This window comes from Georgenia sp. Z2081, assembly GCF_055326445.1.
The window spans coordinates 140,039-155,661 of the sequence record NZ_JBUZNK010000003.1 but is presented as its reverse complement, the minus strand read 5'-3'; the positions used below and the strand labels follow the sequence as shown (position 1 = coordinate 155,661).

The following is a 15,623-nucleotide window of genomic DNA, read 5'->3' as shown; positions in this document are numbered from 1 at the left end:
GCCCTGCCGCCCAGCCGCTCAGCCGCTCACCCGCTCACCCGCTCACCCGCTCACCCGCTCACCCGCTCACCCGCTCACCCGCTCACCCGCTCACCCGCTCACCCGCGACGACGTTTCCACATGTCTTCCCAGGTCACACCTGTCCACAGGCTCCAGACGGTCCCCCGCCGGTGTCAGTGGTGCCGACTAGCGTGGTCGATATAACGCACGCATGGTCGAGGTCGACGACGACGCGGAGGGGGCGATGATGACGACGCAGGAGACCGACGTCGCACCCCCGGTTCTGACGCTGGACAAGCTTCAAGCCCTGCGGGAGGCGATCCCCCGCCTCGAACGCGCCTCCGAGGCCGACGCGGTCGACCAGATCCAGTTCCTCGAGGAGCTCAAGGCGGTCGCAGCTGCGGGCCAGGCGATGGCCACGGCCGATCTCGCCCGGATGCGCGCCGAGGACGAGGCCGATCGCGGTGTCCCCGCCGGTCAGCGCGCCAGGGGCCTGATGGCGGAGGTCGCGCTGGCACGCAAGGAGGCCCCCACGAAGGGCGACCGGCACCTCGGGCTCGCCAAGACCCTCGTCCACGAGCTGCCCCGGACCCTCACGCTGATGAGTCAGGGGCTCGTGTCCGAGTGGCGCGCCACGATCCTCGCGCAGGAGACCGTCGGCCTCTCGGTCGAGCAACGCCGCGAGGTCGACGCGATGCTCGCGCCGGACCTCCCGACCTGGGGCGACCGGCAGGTGCGTAACCACGCGCGCAAGGCCGCCTTCGAGCGCGACGAGGGGGCCGCCGAGCTCCGGCGTCTCCGGGAGAAGCGGCAGCGTCATGTCAGCGTGCGGCCGGCAACCGGGTCGATGGCCTACGTCTCGGCGCTGCTGCCGATGACCGAGGCGGTACGGGTGCACGCCTCCCTGCTCACGCAGGCCGGAGGCATCGTCAATTCCGGGAACGCCCGAGGGCGCACCCCTGGACAGATCGCCGCCGACCTCCTGGTCGAGCACGTGACAGGCACCTGCGCGACCGAGCCGCGGGACGTCGATCTGACCATCGTCATGACCGACCGTACGCTCGCCGGTGGCAACGAGCCGGCCTGGCTGCCCGGTCACGGCCCGGTGGCCGCGTCGGTGGTCCGGGACCAGCTCCGCGAGGCGACCAAGGTCTGGTTCCGGCGGCTGTGGACGGATCCCGCCACGGGCGGTGTGGTGTCGATGGAGTCCCGTGCGCGGGTGTTCGGCGGGCAGCTCCGGCGGCTGATCCTCCTGCGCGACGACGCGTGCACCGGACCGTTCTGCAGCGGCGGGATCAGGCACGTCGACCACGCCACGCCGTACGCGGAGGGCGGCGCGACCAGCGCGGACAACGCGTCGGGACTGTGCGAGACCCACAACTACGTGAAGAACAACCCGGGGTGGCGCCACGAGCTCGCGTCCGGTGGCGAGGGGCTCGAGGTCCGCACCCCCACCGGGCACCGGTACCGGACGCCGAGATCACCGTTCCCGTACCGGAGACCGACCCCGCCGCCGGAGATGACCCGCGAGCGCTACGAGGCGCTCAAGAGACGCGTCGAGGAGCGAACCCGACGACCGGAGCCGGGGCCTGAGCCGCAGCCAGAACCGGAGCCACGAGGGTCAGCGTCGCGGAACAGCCTTCCGCCCGGGAAGGCTCCCGAGCCGGATCGGCGGGCACCAGATCCGGAACCACCAGACCTCGACCACCTTCTGGAGTGAGGGCCGGATGGCCACCCGGTGCGCGCGCCGCGACCGACTGCCTACGCGCGGTCCGCGCGTGCGCACCGCACGCCCGCGAGCCCTGCCTCGAACCGGTCAGCGCGCGGTGTAGTTCGGCGCCTCGGCGATCATCCGCACGTCGTGGGGGTGCGACTCCTTGAGACCCGCGGGCGTGATGCGGATGAACCTCCCGCGCTCCTTCAGCTCGCCGGTGGTCCGCGCCCCGACGTAGAACATCGACTGGTGCAGGCCCCCGACGAGCTGGTGCGCGACCGCGGACAGCGGGCCGCGGTAGGGGACCTGGCCCTCGATCCCCTCGGGCACGATCTTGTCGTCCGTGCTGACGTCCGCCTGGAAGTAGCGGTCCTTCGAGTACGAGACGCGTCCGCGAGAGGCCATCGCGCCGAGCGAGCCCATCCCGCGGTAGTGCTTGTACTGCTTGCCGTTGACGAACACGAGGTCGCCGGGGGACTCCTCGCACCCGGCCAGCAGCGACCCGAGCATCACCGTGTCGGCGCCCGCGACGAGGGCCTTGGCGATGTCGCCCGAGTGCTGCAGCCCACCGTCCCCGATCACGGGGACGCCCGCCGGGCCGCAGACCTGGGCCGCCATGTGGATGGCGGTGACCTGCGGGACGCCGACGCCCGCCACCACGCGGGTGGTGCAGATCGAGCCCGGCCCGACCCCGACCTTGACCGCGTCGACGCCGGCGTCGACGAGAGCCTGCGCGCCCTCGCGGGTCGCCACGTTGCCGCCGATCACCTGCACGTGCGCGAAGGCCGGGTCCTTCTTCAGCTTGCGCACCATGTCGAGCAGGAGTCGCGCCTCGCCGTTGGCCGTGTCCGCCACGAGGATGTCGACGCCGGCCTCGGCGAGCGCCGTCGCCCGCTCCCAGGCGTCACCCCAGTAGCCGATGGCCGCGCCCACCCGGAGGCGGCCGTCCGCGTCCTTCGTGGCCTGCGGGTACTGCTCCGACTTGACGAAGTCCTTGACCGTGATGAGGCCGCGGAGGCGCCCGGCGTCGTCCACGAGCGGGAGCTTCTCGATCTTGTGGGCGGCGAGCAGCTCCGCGGCGTCCTCGTTGCTGATCCCGACCGGACCGGTCACCAGGGGCATCGAGGTCATCGCCGAGCGCACGGTGCGCTCCCCCATGGAGTCGGTGGGGACGAAACGCAGGTCGCGGTTCGTGATGATGCCCAGCAGCACGTCGTCGCTGTCGACGACGGGCAGACCGGAGATCCGGTACTGGGCGCACAGCTCGTCGAGCTCGGCGAGCGTCGCGTCGGGGCCGATCGTCACGGGGTCCGTGATCATCCCCGACTCCGACCGCTTGACCACGGTGACCTGCTGCGCCTGGTCCTCGATCGAGAGGTTGCGGTGCAGGATCCCGAGTCCGCCCTGGCGCGCCATCGCGATCGCCATGCGCGCCTCGGTCACGGTGTCCATCGCCGCGCTGACCAGCGGGACCTGCAGCTCGATCTCGCGCGTGAGCCGCGCAGCGGTGCTCACCTCGGAGGGGATGACGTCCGTCGCCCCAGGCAGGAGGAGCACATCGTCATACGTCAGTCCGACCAGCGCGAACGGGTCGTGTGCGGGGGTCTCCGTCATCCCGTCATGCTAGATCCGCGCCCTCGAGAAGCGCAGTGACCGTGGACACCGCAGACGGCAGGTCGGAGGCCAGGATCGCCTCGGACGGGACGCGCCTCGGGAGCCCGGGGCCGACGAGGACGACCTCGGGTCGCCGCTCGCGCCCGGACGCGGCGAGCGCCCGCACGCTCGCGGCACGTCCGAACCCCACCACCACCCCGACGTCGGGCGTCCGGTCGACGATGTCGGACAGCGCCTCGTCCGGCACCCGGCTGCGGCCGACCCGCCGCAGGAGCGTGAGAACACCGCGCTCGGCGAGGGCGCCGGCGAGGACGTGGGCGGCGAGGACGTGCTTCGGGGTCGTATGGACGGCCACGCGGACGGGCTCCGTCACACCGTGGGCGAGGACGGTCGTGCGGACGACCTCGAGCGCGCAGCCGGTGAGCACGGTGATGCCGTCGCTGCCCGGTGCCTGGGGCTCCGCCCCGACGGCGAGCAGGTCGCAGGTCGGCGAGAGCAGGCGCTGCCAGGTGGCCGTCCAGCCATGGGCCTCGACGTGCCGGGACACGGCGAGCCGGACGTCGTTCCGGTCCCCGGCGGCGGCCGCCGCGGCGAGCGACTGCACGTCGAGACTGGTGGCGGTCACGGCGACCGGCATCCCTGCCCCGTAGCCCGTCGGCGTCTGCGTGACGGCCCGCGCCGCGTCGGAGGGACTGACGCCGGAGAGCGTGAGTGCGCGCATCCGCTCGAGACGGACGACGTCGGCGGGGCCGTACCGGCGGCGGTCGCCGGCGCGGTGGTCGCTCGGACCGAGCCCGTAGCGACGGTCCCAGCTGCGCAGCGTCGACGTGGCGATGCCGAGCCGCTCAGCGAGCGCGCCGACCGTGAGGGGCGCTTCGGCGACGACGCCCGCCGCAGCACCGTCCGCCGAGCGCGAAGCGATAACGGCATCCCGGTCGAGGTCTGTCCCATGAACAGATCTCTCGTCCCGATCCGGATCTCCGTCTCCGTCCTCGGCGTTCGCACGGCGGGCCGACCTGCTCGACCCGCGATCGCCGGGGGGTCGAGCTCCGGACGGGTCGAGCGGGCGACTCTCGTCGATGTAGGCGCCGTCGAGACTCTCGACCGCGCCGGCCAGTTCAGCCTCGTGGACCGACTCCTGCGCAGGGGGTTCCCGGTCCGCCGTCGTGCCGCGGCGCGAGGCGCGGGCAGCTTCGGGGCGTGCGGCCATGCTCCATCCTCCGTCCGACGGTCCGTGCGGGCAACACGGGCGAGACACCAACCTATGCATTTCCGGTGCATGCGCAACATGCACGCCACAGCGGGACCCGGCGCCATGTGCCGCCACGCACCCCCTTGCCCAACTTTCGCGCAAGTAATAACCTGTTGATGAATGGTGCTCGGACGGTCGTCCGGCCGGGCCCCTGCTCATCCGATCTGAGGAGGCCCCATGGCCGAGCTGTCCCGACTGCCCGGACCGCTGCTCGACGTATGGAGCTGGCAGATCCACGGGACCTGCCGAGAGGTCGACCCCGAGCAGTTCTTCCACCCGGAGGGCGAGCGAGGCGGGGTGCGTCGTCGTCGTGACGACGCGGCGAAGGCGATCTGCGCCGGCTGCCCGGTCCTCGAGCAGTGCCGGGAGCACGCGCTGACGGTGCGCGAGCCCTACGGCGTGTGGGGCGGCCTGAGCGAGGACGAGCGTGCGGCGACCTACCGCCAGGACCGACGACGAACGAGCCCGCAGGCCGGCTGACCCGCCCGCCCGCGGTCGAGCGTCCGCCCCGGGCCCTCGGGCCGACCGGGCCGTCTGATCGGATCGGGCATCACCGGTGCACCTGGACGCACGAGAGGGCCCCTGCGACCGACGTGGTCGCAGGGGCCCTCTCGCGTGACTGGGCCGAGCGGGTCAGCGCTCGACGACGGCGAGCAGGTCGCGGGCCGCCAGGACGAGGTAGTCCTCGCCCGAGTACTTGACCTCGGTGCCGCCGTACTTGGAGTACAGGACGACGTCGCCGACAGCGACGTCGAGCGGGACGCGGTTGCCGTTGTCGTCGACGCGACCCGGGCCGACCGCCACGACGGTGCCCTCCTGGGGCTTCTCCTTGGCGGTGTCCGGGATGACGAGACCGGACGCGGTGGTCTGCTCGGCCTCGAGGGTCTGGACGACCACGCGGTCCTCGAGCGGCTTGATGGAGACCGACACTGCGGACCTCCCCTTCCTACGTATGGAGTGGATCTCTGACTGTCGTCCTCAGCCTCGCTCCCGCCGTCGCGGGGGTCGGGCGCGTGGTGAGTCCGTCGGGGTCAAGACTAGGTCGCCGATTAGCACTCGCGCAATCAGAGTGCCAGATCGTGGATGTCGCGCCGCGGACGAGGAGGCCCCGGCACCTGCGTCCGCCACCCTGCCGCCCTGCGCCCCCCGCTCTGCGACGATGGCCGGATGGAGCTCGACACCGCGCGCACTCTCGCCTCGACCGAGGGCCGCGCGATGCTTGCCGCGTTGCCCCCGTACTCGCCCGCGACGGCCGAGCACATGAACGCTCGGCTGCGCGCCCACGGGATGGCGCCCGACCTCGCCTCCGCCGCCCTCACCCAGCTCGCCCTGCGCGCCGAGGCCGCGGACCGTCTCGGCCCGGTCGCGGACCTGCTGCTCCTCACGCGCGCCGGGCTCGAGCAGGCCACGCGCACCGTCGTCGCCGCACATCACGCGCACCGGTTCCGCCGGGCGAGCGTCACCCGGGTCGCCGACCTCGGCTGCGGCCTCGGCCTGGACTCGCTCGCGATCGCCGGTCTGGGCACCGGGGTGGTCGCCGTCGAGCAGGACCCGGTCACCGCCGCGTTCGCCCGCGCGAACCTCGAGCCCTTCGACGGCGCCGAGGTGCGCGAGGCAGATGCCCTCGACGTCGACCTGACCGACCTCGGTGCCGACGCCCTGTGGGCCGACCCGGCACGCCGCGACGCCGCGGGCCGGCGCCTGACCGAACCCGAGAGCTGGAGCCCGCCGCTGGCCGACGTCGTCGCCCGAGCCCGCTCGGTACGTGCGGCGGGGATCAAGGTGGCGCCGGGCATCGAGCTCGACCGGATCCCGGACGACGCGCATGCCCAGTGGGTCTCGGTCGACCGCGAGGTGGTCGAGGCCGCGCTCTGGTTCGGCGACGCCGCGCCGGAGGGAGCCGGCCGCTCCGCCCTCGTCCTGCTCGGCGAGGAGCCGCACCTGCTCGCGCCCGAGGGTGGTGGCCCGCTCCCCCCGTCGGCACCCCACGACGACGCACCGGTGGCACCGCTGGGCGCCTTCCTCCACGAGCCCGACGGCGCCGTCATCCGTGCGGGGCTCGTCGCCGACCTCGCCCGACTTCTCGGCGCCGGTGTGGTCTCGCCCCGGATCGCCTACCTCACCTCGGACGCCCCGGCGGCCTCCCCGTTCGCCCGCTCCTACCGCATCCTCGAGCAGGTCGACGCGGGGGCCAAGGGCCTGGCCAGGGCCGTCGCCGCTCGCGAGATCGGGGACCTGACGATCAAGCAGCGCGGCTCGGGCGTGAAGGTCGAGGACGTGCGCCGCCGGCTGCGGCTGAGGGGACCGAACCGGGCGACGCTCGTGCTCACCCGCGCCGAGGGGCGGCACGTGGCCCTGCTCGTCGAGCCGGTGCCGGAGACGAGCGTCGAGCCGGTGGACGCGACGAGCGTCGAGCCGACGCACGAGCACGGCGACAAGGGCTGAGACCGAGCGCGTCGCCGCGGTCTCATGCCGGGGCCCGCGGTGCACAATGGCGCCGTGCCCGTCGAGTTCGGATCCTCGGAGCGCTCGTCGCTCGGCGTCGAGTGGGAGCTCCAGGTGCTCGACGCGGCCACCGGCGAGCCCCGCGACGAGGGGCCCGCGCTCATCGACGACCTCCGCTCCGCGGCCGGCACCCCGCACCCCCGCCTGGCGCACGAGCTGCTCGCCAGCACCGTCGAGATCGTCACCGGCGTCCACGCCACCGTCGCGTCCGCGGTCGCCGAGCTGGCCGAGGTGCTCGACGAGCTCGTCGAGGCTGCCGGCCGACGCGACCTCGTCCTGTCCGGCGGAGGCGCCCACGCCACGGCCGACCCGCAGGCCCAGCCCGTGGCCGAGGGCTACGAGCGGCTCATCGCCCGCACCGCCTGGTGGGGCCGCGAGATGCTCATCTACGGACTGCACGTGCACGTCGGCGTCGAGGACCGGCACAAGGCGGTCCCCCTGGTCGGTGCCCTCCTGCAGACGAGCGGTCCGATCCTCGCGCTGTCGGCCTCCTCGCCCGCCTGGCGCGGGGTGGGCACCGGCTACGCGTCGAACCGCACGATGATCTTCCAGCAGCTGCCCACCGCCGGGCTGCCGGACTCGATGGCGACCTGGTCGGACTACGAGCGCATCGTCGAACACCTGCTCGCCGCCGACGTCATCGCGCGCCGCACCGAGACCCGGTGGGACGCCCGCCCCACCCAGCTCGGGACCGTCGAGTCACGGATCTGCGACTCCCCGCCCACGATCGCCGAGGTCGCGGCGCTGACCGCCCTCAACCAGTGCGTCGTCGAGGACTCCTCGACGCGCCTCGACGCCGGGGAGGAGCTGCCCGCCCTCCCCCGTTGGCTCACCGCGGAGAACCGCTGGCGCGCCGCTCGGTTCGGGCTCGACGCCACCTTCGTCACCGACACCGACGGCGGCTCGGTCCCTGCCACGGAGGCCGTGCGACGTCTGGTCGCCGACCTCGCGCCGACGGCGGAGCGGCTCGGTTGCGCGGACGACCTCGCCCTCGTGGAGCACGTCCTCGACACCGGGGCCTCCTACCGGCGCCAGCTCGCGGCCGCGGAGCAGGACGGCTGGGCAGCGGTGCCCCTGCACCTGGCCGGGGAGCTGACCGAGGAGCGACGCCCCGCGGGCTGACGGCACCGGCGGCACGGGCTGGCGGCACCGGCGCCGCGAGCTGACGGCGCCGGCGGCACGAGCTGGCGGCACCGGCGCCGCCGCGCCTCGGCCGGTGGGCGCCGTTCTCAGACCAGGACGCTCGTGGTCGCCATCGACGAGTCGACGCCGAAGCCCAGGCTCGAGGAGGGCAGTCCCGCCTCGACCACGGCGGACCCCAGGGCCGCGATCATCGCCCCGTTGTCGGTGCAGAACCTCGGCGGCGGGATGCGCACCTCCACGCCGGCGGCGGGACCGCGCTCGGCGAGCAGCTCGCGCAGGCGGGAGTTCGCGGAGAATCCCCCGCCGACGACGAGCACGTCGGCCCCCTGGTCGGCGCACGCACGCAGCGCCTTGGTCGCGAGCACGTCGGCGACCGCCTCGGAGAAGCCCGCGGCGACGTCGGCCGCCGGGATCTCCTCGCCGCGGGACGTACGGGCCTCGAGGTCACGGGCCACGGCCGTCTTCAGGCCGGAGAACGAGAAGTTGTAGGCGTGCCGCTCCCGGTCCTTCGGCGCCGAGAGCCCGCGCGGGTAGCGGATCGCCTCCCGGTCACCGGTGGCGGCGAGCCGGTCGACGTGCGGCCCGCCGGGGTAGGGCAGCCCGAGCAGGCGGCCGACCTTGTCGAACGCCTCCCCCGCGGCGTCGTCGAGCGTCTCCCCGAGCAGGGTGACGTCGGTGATGCCCGTCCCGACCGAGAGCAGGGTGGTGTGCCCACCGGACACGACGAGCGCGACCGAGCGGGCCGGGACGGCCCCGTGGACGAGGGCGTCGACGGCCGCGTGGCCGATGACGTGGTTGACGCCGAGGATCGGCCGCCCCACGGACAGCGCGAGCGCCTTCGCGGCGGCCGCCCCCACGGTCAGCGAGCCGACGAGCCCGGGACCGGCGGTCACGGCGATCGCGTCCACCTCCGAGAGGTCGACGTCCGCGCGCGCCAGGGCGGCGTCGAGCGTCGGCCCGAAGGCCTCGAGGTGAGCTCGGGAGGCGATCTCCGGGATGATGCCGCCGAACCGGGCGTGCTCCTCCATCGACGACGCCGTCACGTCGGCCACGAGCTCGGTGCCGCGGACGAGCGCGATGCCGGTCTCGTCGCAGGAGGTCTCGATGCCGAGGACGAGCGGGGAGGTCACGCAGGCGATCGTACGCGCGGAGCGCGACCGGCGACCCGACGGCCCGGGAGCCGGCCGACCGACCACCGGGCCGCGCCGTCAGACCGTCTCGGGCACCAGCCGGACGGCCCCCTTGTCGGCGGACTGGGCGAACGCCGCGTAGGCCCGCAGCGCCGGCGTGACCTTGCGGGGGCGCTGCTCCTTCGGCCGGTACCCGCCGCCCGCCTCCAGGGCCGCCCTGCGGCGCTCGAGCTCCTCGTCGGGGACGTCGAGCGTCAGGCTGCGCCGGGGGATGTCGATCGAGACCTTGTCCCCCTCCTCGACGAGTGCGATCGTGCCGCCGGCGGCCGCCTCGGGCGAGACGTGCCCGATCGACAGGCCCGAGGTCCCGCCGGAGAACCGTCCGTCCGTGATGAGCGCGCACGCCTTGCCGAGCCCGAGACCCTTGAGGTAGGAGGTCGGGTACAGCATCTCCTGCATCCCCGGTCCCCCCTTGGGGCCCTCGTAGCGGATGACGACGACGTCGCCCTCCTTGACCTCCTTGCCGAGGATCCGCTGCACGGCCTCCTCCTGCGACTCGCACACGACCGCGGGCCCCGAGAACGTCCAGATCGACTCGTCCACGCCCGCGGTCTTCACCACGGCGCCGTCGACCGCGATGTTGCCGCGCAGGACGCCCAGGCCGCCGTCCTTGGAGTAGGCGTGCGCGAAGGACCGGATGCACCCGTGGGTGTCGTCGACGTCGAGGGACGCCCACCGCTCGGACTGGGAGAACGCCGTCGACGAGCGCCGCCCGCCCGGGGCCGCGTGCCACAGCTCGGTGGCCTCCTCCGAGGCCCGACCGCCGCGCACGTCCCACTCGTCGAGCCAGGTGCCCAGCGTCTGCGCGTGCACGGTGTGCACGTCCTCGTTCAGCAGACCGCCGCGCCGCAGCTCGCCCAGCAGGGCGGGGATCCCGCCGGCCCGGTGGACGTCCTCCATGTAGTAGGTCCGGCCCTCGGCCACGTTGGGCGCGACCTTCGACAGGCACGGCACCCGCCGCGAGATCTCGTCGATCTCCTCCAGGCCGAAGGCCACGCCGGCCTCGCTGGCCGCGGCGAGCAGGTGGAGGATCGTGTTGGTCGAGCCGCCCATCGCGATGTCGAGCGCCATCGCGTTCTCGAACGCCGCCGGGGTCGCGATGCTGAGCGGGAGGACCGTGTCGTCGTCCTCCTCGTAGTACCGGCGCGTGATGTCGACGACCAGCGAGCCGGCCTTCTCGTACAGGGCGCGCCGGGCGGTGTGCGTGGCGAGTACCGAACCGTTGCCGGGCAGGGAGAGCCCGATGGCCTCGGTGAGGCAGTTCATCGAGTTCGCCGTGAACATCCCCGAGCACGAGCCGCAGGTGGGGCAGGCCGCCTCCTCGATGCGCATGAGGTCCTCGTCGGCCACGTTCTCGTTGACCGCCTCGGACATCGCGTCGACGAGGTCGAGCGTGCGGACGGTGCCGTCCACGAGCGTCGCCCGCCCCGACTCCATGGGGCCGCCGGAGACGAACACCGTGGGCACGTCGAGCCGCAGCGCGGCGAGCAGCATGCCGGGCGTGATCTTGTCGCAGTTGGAGATGCACACGAGAGCGTCCGCGCAGTGCGCGTTGACCATGTACTCCACCGAGTCGGCGATGAGGTCGCGCGAGGGCAGGGAGTAGAGCATGCCGTCGTGCCCCATCGCGATGCCGTCGTCGACGGCGATCGTGTTGAACTCGCGCGGGATGCCGCCGGCGGCCTGGATCGCCTCGGAGACGATCCGGCCCACGGGCGCGAGGTGCGTGTGGCCAGGGACGAACTCGGTGAAGGAGTTCGCGACGGCGATGACCGGCTTGCGGCCGATGTCCGCGCCGTCGACGCCGGAGGCACGCATGAGGGCGCGCGCCCCGGCCATGTTCCTGCCGTGGGTGACGGTGCGTGAGCGATGTGCGGGCATGCGCCCATCGTCCCCCGTCCCGACGCCGCGTCACGACGATCCGGGGCCGGTCGCCGGATGCGGCTGGTACCGGTACTCCCAGTACCATCGGTGGGTGATCCGTCCCCGCACGCCCCGGCGTGAGGAGCTCGGTGCTTTCCTCCGGGCCCGGCGCCTCACCTCCGACCGGGCGGCGCTCGGCCTGCCGACGCCGGCCCGCCGAGGCGCCACGGGCCTGAGCCGGGAGGAGGTCGCCGCCCTGTCCGGCGTGAGCGCCAGCTGGTACACGTGGCTCGAGCAGGGCCGAGACACCAACGTCTCGCGCCAGGTGCTCCTCGCCGTCGCCCGCGTGCTCCGGCTGACCGAGGACGAGACCGCCTACGTGCTCGGCCTCGCCGAGCAGGAGGCCGTCGCCCCGCCGGCTCGCCGTGAGGCCGTCCCGGCCCACCTCCGGCGGCTCGTCGACGCGCTGGACTTCCCGGCCTTCGTCGTGACGGCCGACTGGGCGATCGTCGGCTGGAACGCCGGCTACGCGTGGCTCTATCCGCGCATCGCGCACGTCGACCCGGCCGACCGCAACCTGCTGTGGCTCGTCTACACCGACCCCGACCTGCGACGCATGCTCCCCGACTGGGAGCGGGACAGCCGTCGCTTCCTCGCCGAGTTCCGGGCGGAGGCCGGGGTGCGGCTGGCCGGCCCGGGGCACCGGGCGGTCGTCGACCGGCTCACGGGGGCGAGCGAGGAGTTCCGCACCCACTCCGCCGAGATGGCCGTCTCGCGGTTCGAGTCGCGCAGGCGCACCTTCCGGCACCGCGAGCACGGTCTGCTCGAGTTCGAGCACCACCGGCTCGTGCCCTCGGACGCCGCCGACCTGCACGTGGTGATGTACGTGCCGGTCACGTCCTGAGCCGTGGCGCGGGGCTCAGCTCCGGCCGGAGATCGTGGCCCTGCCGAGGTCGGCGTTGAGCTGGGAGATGACGTCGAGCGGGATCTCCTTGGGGCACACCGCGGCACACTCCCCGATGTTGGTGCAGCCGCCGAAGCCCTCGGCGTCGTGCTGGTCGAGCATGTCCACCACCCGGGCCTGCCGCTCGGGCTGGCCCTGCGGCAGCATGCCGAGGTGGGTGACCTTGGCGCCGAGGAACAGCATCGCCGAGGCGTTCGGGCAGGCGGCCACGCAGGCGCCGCACCCGATGCAGGCGGCGGCCTCGAACGCGCGGTCCGCGTCGTCCTTCGGCACGGGCGTCGCGTGCGCGTCCGGGGCAGCACCGGTGTTGACCGAGACGTACCCGCCGGCCGCGATGATGCGGTCGAACGAGCTGCGGTCCACCACGAGGTCCTTGACCACCGGGAACGCGGTCGCCCGCCACGGCTCGATGGTGATCGAGTCGCCGTCCTTGAAGGACCGCATGTGCAGCTGGCAGGTGGTGGTGACCTCGGGGCCGTGCGCCTCGCCGTCGATGACGATGCCGCAGGCGCCGCAGATGCCCTCGCGGCAGTCGTGGTCGAACGCGATGGGGTCCTCGCCCGCCGCGAAGAGCTGCTCGTTGAGCACGTCGAGCATCTCGAGGAACGACATGTGCTCGGAGACGTCGTCGAGCCGGTAGGAGCGCATGGCCCCCTTGTCCTCCGGTCCGGACTGACGCCAGGCGTTGATGGTGATCTTCACTTGTAGCTCCGCTGCTTCATCTCGACGTACTCATAGGTGAGGTCCTCCTTGTGGAGCACCGGGACGCCGTCCGCGCCGTGCTCCCAGGCCGCGACGTACGCGAACTCGTCGTCGTGGCGCAGGGCCTCCCCCTCCTCGGTCTGCGACTCGGCACGGAAGTGCCCGCCGCACGACTCCCTGCGGTGCAGGGCGTCGATGCACATGAGCTCGCCCAGCTCGAAGAAGTCGGCCACGCGGCCGGCCTTCTCCAGCGACTGGTTCAGCTCCTCGTTCCTCCCCGTGACCTTGACGTCGCGCCAGAACTCCTCGCGCAGCGCCCGGATCTTGTCGATCGCCGTCCGCAGGCCCTCCTCGGTGCGCTCCATCCCGCAGTACTCCCACATGATGGTGCCGAGCTCCTTGTGGAAGGAGTCCACCGAGCGCGAACCGTCGTTGGACAGGAAGTGGGCCACGCGCTCACGCACCTGGTCCGCGGCCGCGACGACGTCGGGGTGGTCCTCGGGCACCGGCGCGCCGTGGTGGTCCGCGAGGTAGTCGTTGATGGTGTTCGGCAGGACGAAGTAGCCGTCCGCGAGACCCTGCATGAGCGCCGACGCACCGAGGCGGTTGGCCCCGTGGTCGGAGAAGTTGGCCTCGCCCGCGACGAACAGGCCGGGGATCGAGGACTGGAGGTCGTAGTCGACCCACAGCCCGCCCATCGTGTAGTGGACGGCCGGGTAGATGCGCATCGGGACCTCGTAGGGGTTCTCGCCCGTGATGCGCTCGTACATGTCGAAGAGGTTGCCGTACTTGGACTCCACCGCGCCGCGGCCCATCCGGCCGATGGCCTCGGCGAAGTCCAGGTACACGCCACGGCGCACGCCGTCGACCTCCGGGCCGACCCCGCGTCCCTCGTCGCACATGTTCTTCGCCTGGCGCGACGCGATGTCGCGAGGCACGAGGTTGCCGAACGAGGGATAGAGCCGCTCGAGGTAGTAGTCCCGGTCCTCCTCGGGGATCTCGCGCGGGTCCTTCGTGCAGTCCTGCGCGTTCTTCGGCACCCAGATGCGGCCGTCGTTGCGCAGCGACTCGCTCATCAGCGTGAGCTTGGACTGGTAGTCGCCGGTCTGCGGGATGCACGTGGGGTGGATCTGCGTGTAGCAGGGGTTGCCGAAGTAGGCGCCCTTCTTGTGCGCGCGCCAGGTGGCCGTGACGTTGCAGCCCATCGCGTTGGTCGACAGGAAGAACACGTTGCCGTAGCCGCCGGAGGCGAGCACCACCGCGTCGGCGAGATGGGTCTCGATCTCGCCGGTGATCATGTCCCGCACGATGATGCCGCGGGCACGGCCCTCGACGACGACGAGCTCGAGCATCTCGTGCCGGCTGTTCATTTCGACGGACCCGGCGCCGATCTGCCGCTCGAGCGCCTGGTAGGCGCCGATGAGGAGCTGCTGCCCGGTCTGGCCACGCGCGTAGAACGTCCGCGAGACCTGGACGCCGCCGAACGAGCGGTTGTCGAGCAGGCCGCCGTACTCGCGGGCGAACGGGACGCCCTGCGCGACGCACTGGTCGATGATCTGACGCGAGACCTCGGCGAGCCGGTAGACGTTGGACTCCCGCGACCGGAAGTCGCCGCCCTTCACGGTGTCGTAGAAGAGCCGGTAGACGGAGTCGCCGTCGTTCTTGTAGTTCTTCGCGGCGTTGATCCCGCCCTGCGCGGCGATCGAGTGCGCGCGGCGCGGCGAGTCCTGGTAGCAGAAGGCCTTGACCTGGTAGCCGGCCTCGCCCAGGGTCGCGGCGGCCGCGCCGCCGGCCAGACCTGTCCCGACGACGATGACCGAGATCTTGCGCCGGTTGGCGGGGTTGACGAGCTTGGCGCCGAACTGGCGCTGCGCCCACTTCTCGGCCAGGGGGCCGGCGGGGGCGCTGGTGTCAGCGATGGGCGCACCCTCGCGGTACAGGTCGTTGATCACTGCGGTCATGCGGGGGCGCCTCAATTCACGATGCCGAGAAGGATGGCCGTCGGGGTCGCCATGAACCCGACGAGGAGCAGGAGCGCGACGACGATCGCGATGCCGTTGAACGCCGCCTCGCGCCGCTTCGTCGACAGGCCGAAGGTCTGCAGCGCCGACCACACGCCGTGGCGCACGTGGAGGGCGAGCAGGACCATCGCGACGAGGTAGATCGCGTACACCCACCAGTGCGCGGGCTGGAACGCCTCGACCATCCGCTGGTACGGGCTGTCGAACGAGCCGCCCACCTCGATCGTCATGGTCGTGAACTGCAGGATGTGGAAGACGACGAAGGCGAGGATGATGACACCGCCCCAGCGCATCGTGCGCGACGCGTAGGTCTGCTGCAGCGAGCGCTTCTTCACGTAGCGCGTGGTGCGGGCCCCCCGGGCCCTCTTCCAGAGCGCGAACGCCGCCCCGGCATGGACCACCAGCGACGCGAGCAGGGCGACCCGCATGAGCCACAGCAGCCCCTGGTGCGGGAGGATCGGGTAGAACGCCTCACGCAGCCAGTGCGCATACCCGTCGAACGCCTCGGCGCCCTGGAACATCTTGAGGTTGCCGTACATGTGGGACAGGACGAAGAGCACGAAGATGACACCCGTGACGGCCATCGCGACCTTGAGGGCGACCGTGGTCCTCCGTGCTGTCCGCGCCCTCGACGGCGCTGCAGTGGTGGTCACGA

Annotated in this window: 13 protein-coding genes; 5 read left to right on the top strand and 8 right to left on the bottom strand. The window is 72.6% G+C overall.

Going from position 1 to position 15,623, the window contains the following annotated elements; genetic code table 11:
• Positions 1–211 precede the first annotated feature (211 nt).
• The gene (locus tag ACZLKG_RS06555; protein WP_463648275.1) at positions 212–1,720 is read left to right on the top strand and encodes an HNH endonuclease; all 1,509 of its coding nucleotides are present in this window, start codon (positions 212–214) and stop codon (positions 1,718–1,720) included.
• 96 nt (positions 1,721–1,816) lie between these two features.
• Here ACZLKG_RS06555 and guaB read toward each other — a convergent pair whose 3' ends face one another.
• Together guaB and ACZLKG_RS06545 are read right to left on the bottom strand one after the other, a co-directional pair.
• Positions 1,817–3,328 (bottom strand): IMP dehydrogenase, encoded by a 1,512-nt coding sequence (gene guaB / locus ACZLKG_RS06550; protein ID WP_425708285.1) that lies wholly within the window; start codon positions 3,326–3,328, stop codon positions 1,817–1,819.
• Positions 3,329–3,332: 4 nt separating this feature from the next.
• Complete coding sequence (locus tag ACZLKG_RS06545; RefSeq protein ID WP_425708286.1) at positions 3,333–4,538, bottom strand: MerR family transcriptional regulator; 1,206 nt, start codon at positions 4,536–4,538, stop codon at positions 3,333–3,335.
• Between the two features lie 219 nt (positions 4,539–4,757).
• Here ACZLKG_RS06545 and ACZLKG_RS06540 point away from each other — a divergent pair, with 219 nt between their 5' ends.
• The gene (locus tag ACZLKG_RS06540; protein ID WP_425708287.1) at positions 4,758–5,060 is read left to right on the top strand and encodes a WhiB family transcriptional regulator; all 303 of its coding nucleotides are present in this window, start codon (positions 4,758–4,760) and stop codon (positions 5,058–5,060) included.
• 153 nt (positions 5,061–5,213) lie between these two features.
• Here the strand turns inward: ACZLKG_RS06540 and groES are convergent, their stop codons facing one another.
• Positions 5,214–5,510 (bottom strand): co-chaperone GroES, encoded by a 297-nt coding sequence (gene groES, locus ACZLKG_RS06535; protein WP_425708288.1) that lies wholly within the window; start codon positions 5,508–5,510, stop codon positions 5,214–5,216.
• 237 nt (positions 5,511–5,747) lie between these two features.
• Between groES and ACZLKG_RS06530 the strand changes: the two genes are divergently transcribed.
• Together ACZLKG_RS06530 and ACZLKG_RS06525 are read left to right on the top strand one after the other, a co-directional pair.
• Entirely contained in the window at positions 5,748–7,025 is a 1,278-nt protein-coding gene (locus tag ACZLKG_RS06530) for a class I SAM-dependent methyltransferase (protein WP_425708289.1), read from the top strand.
• Positions 7,026–7,079: 54 nt separating this feature from the next.
• Positions 7,080–8,207, top strand: coding sequence for a YbdK family carboxylate-amine ligase (locus ACZLKG_RS06525; protein WP_425708290.1), 1,128 nt, complete (start codon positions 7,080–7,082; stop codon positions 8,205–8,207).
• Positions 8,208–8,314: 107 nt separating this feature from the next.
• On the opposite strand, the gene tsaD is transcribed toward ACZLKG_RS06525, so the two are convergent.
• Entirely contained in the window at positions 8,315–9,358 is a 1,044-nt protein-coding gene (gene tsaD, locus ACZLKG_RS06520; RefSeq protein WP_463648274.1) for a tRNA (adenosine(37)-N6)-threonylcarbamoyltransferase complex transferase subunit TsaD, read from the bottom strand.
• 78 nt (positions 9,359–9,436) lie between these two features.
• Entirely contained in the window at positions 9,437–11,299 is a 1,863-nt protein-coding gene (gene ilvD, locus ACZLKG_RS06515; protein WP_463648273.1) for a dihydroxy-acid dehydratase, read from the bottom strand.
• A 97-nt stretch (positions 11,300–11,396) separates the two neighbouring features.
• Between ilvD and ACZLKG_RS06510 the strand changes: the two genes are divergently transcribed.
• Entirely contained in the window at positions 11,397–12,185 is a 789-nt protein-coding gene (locus tag ACZLKG_RS06510) for a helix-turn-helix transcriptional regulator (RefSeq protein ID WP_463648327.1), read from the top strand.
• A 15-nt stretch (positions 12,186–12,200) separates the two neighbouring features.
• On the opposite strand, the gene ACZLKG_RS06505 is transcribed toward ACZLKG_RS06510, so the two are convergent.
• From ACZLKG_RS06505 to ACZLKG_RS06495, 3 genes are read right to left on the bottom strand one after another with little or no spacing between them, the layout of a single operon-like run.
• On the bottom strand, positions 12,201–12,947 hold the full coding sequence (locus ACZLKG_RS06505; RefSeq protein ID WP_425708294.1) for a succinate dehydrogenase/fumarate reductase iron-sulfur subunit: 747 nt from the start codon (positions 12,945–12,947) through the stop codon (positions 12,201–12,203).
• Positions 12,944–14,908, bottom strand: coding sequence for a fumarate reductase/succinate dehydrogenase flavoprotein subunit (locus tag ACZLKG_RS06500; RefSeq protein ID WP_425708295.1), 1,965 nt, complete (start codon positions 14,906–14,908; stop codon positions 12,944–12,946). Before ACZLKG_RS06500 ends, ACZLKG_RS06505 begins: the two co-directional genes overlap by 4 nt.
• 11 nt (positions 14,909–14,919) lie before the next feature.
• A complete protein-coding gene (locus ACZLKG_RS06495) occupies positions 14,920–15,621 on the bottom strand; it encodes a succinate dehydrogenase cytochrome b subunit (protein WP_425708296.1) in 702 nt (233 codons plus the stop codon).
• Positions 15,622–15,623 lie beyond the last annotated feature (2 nt).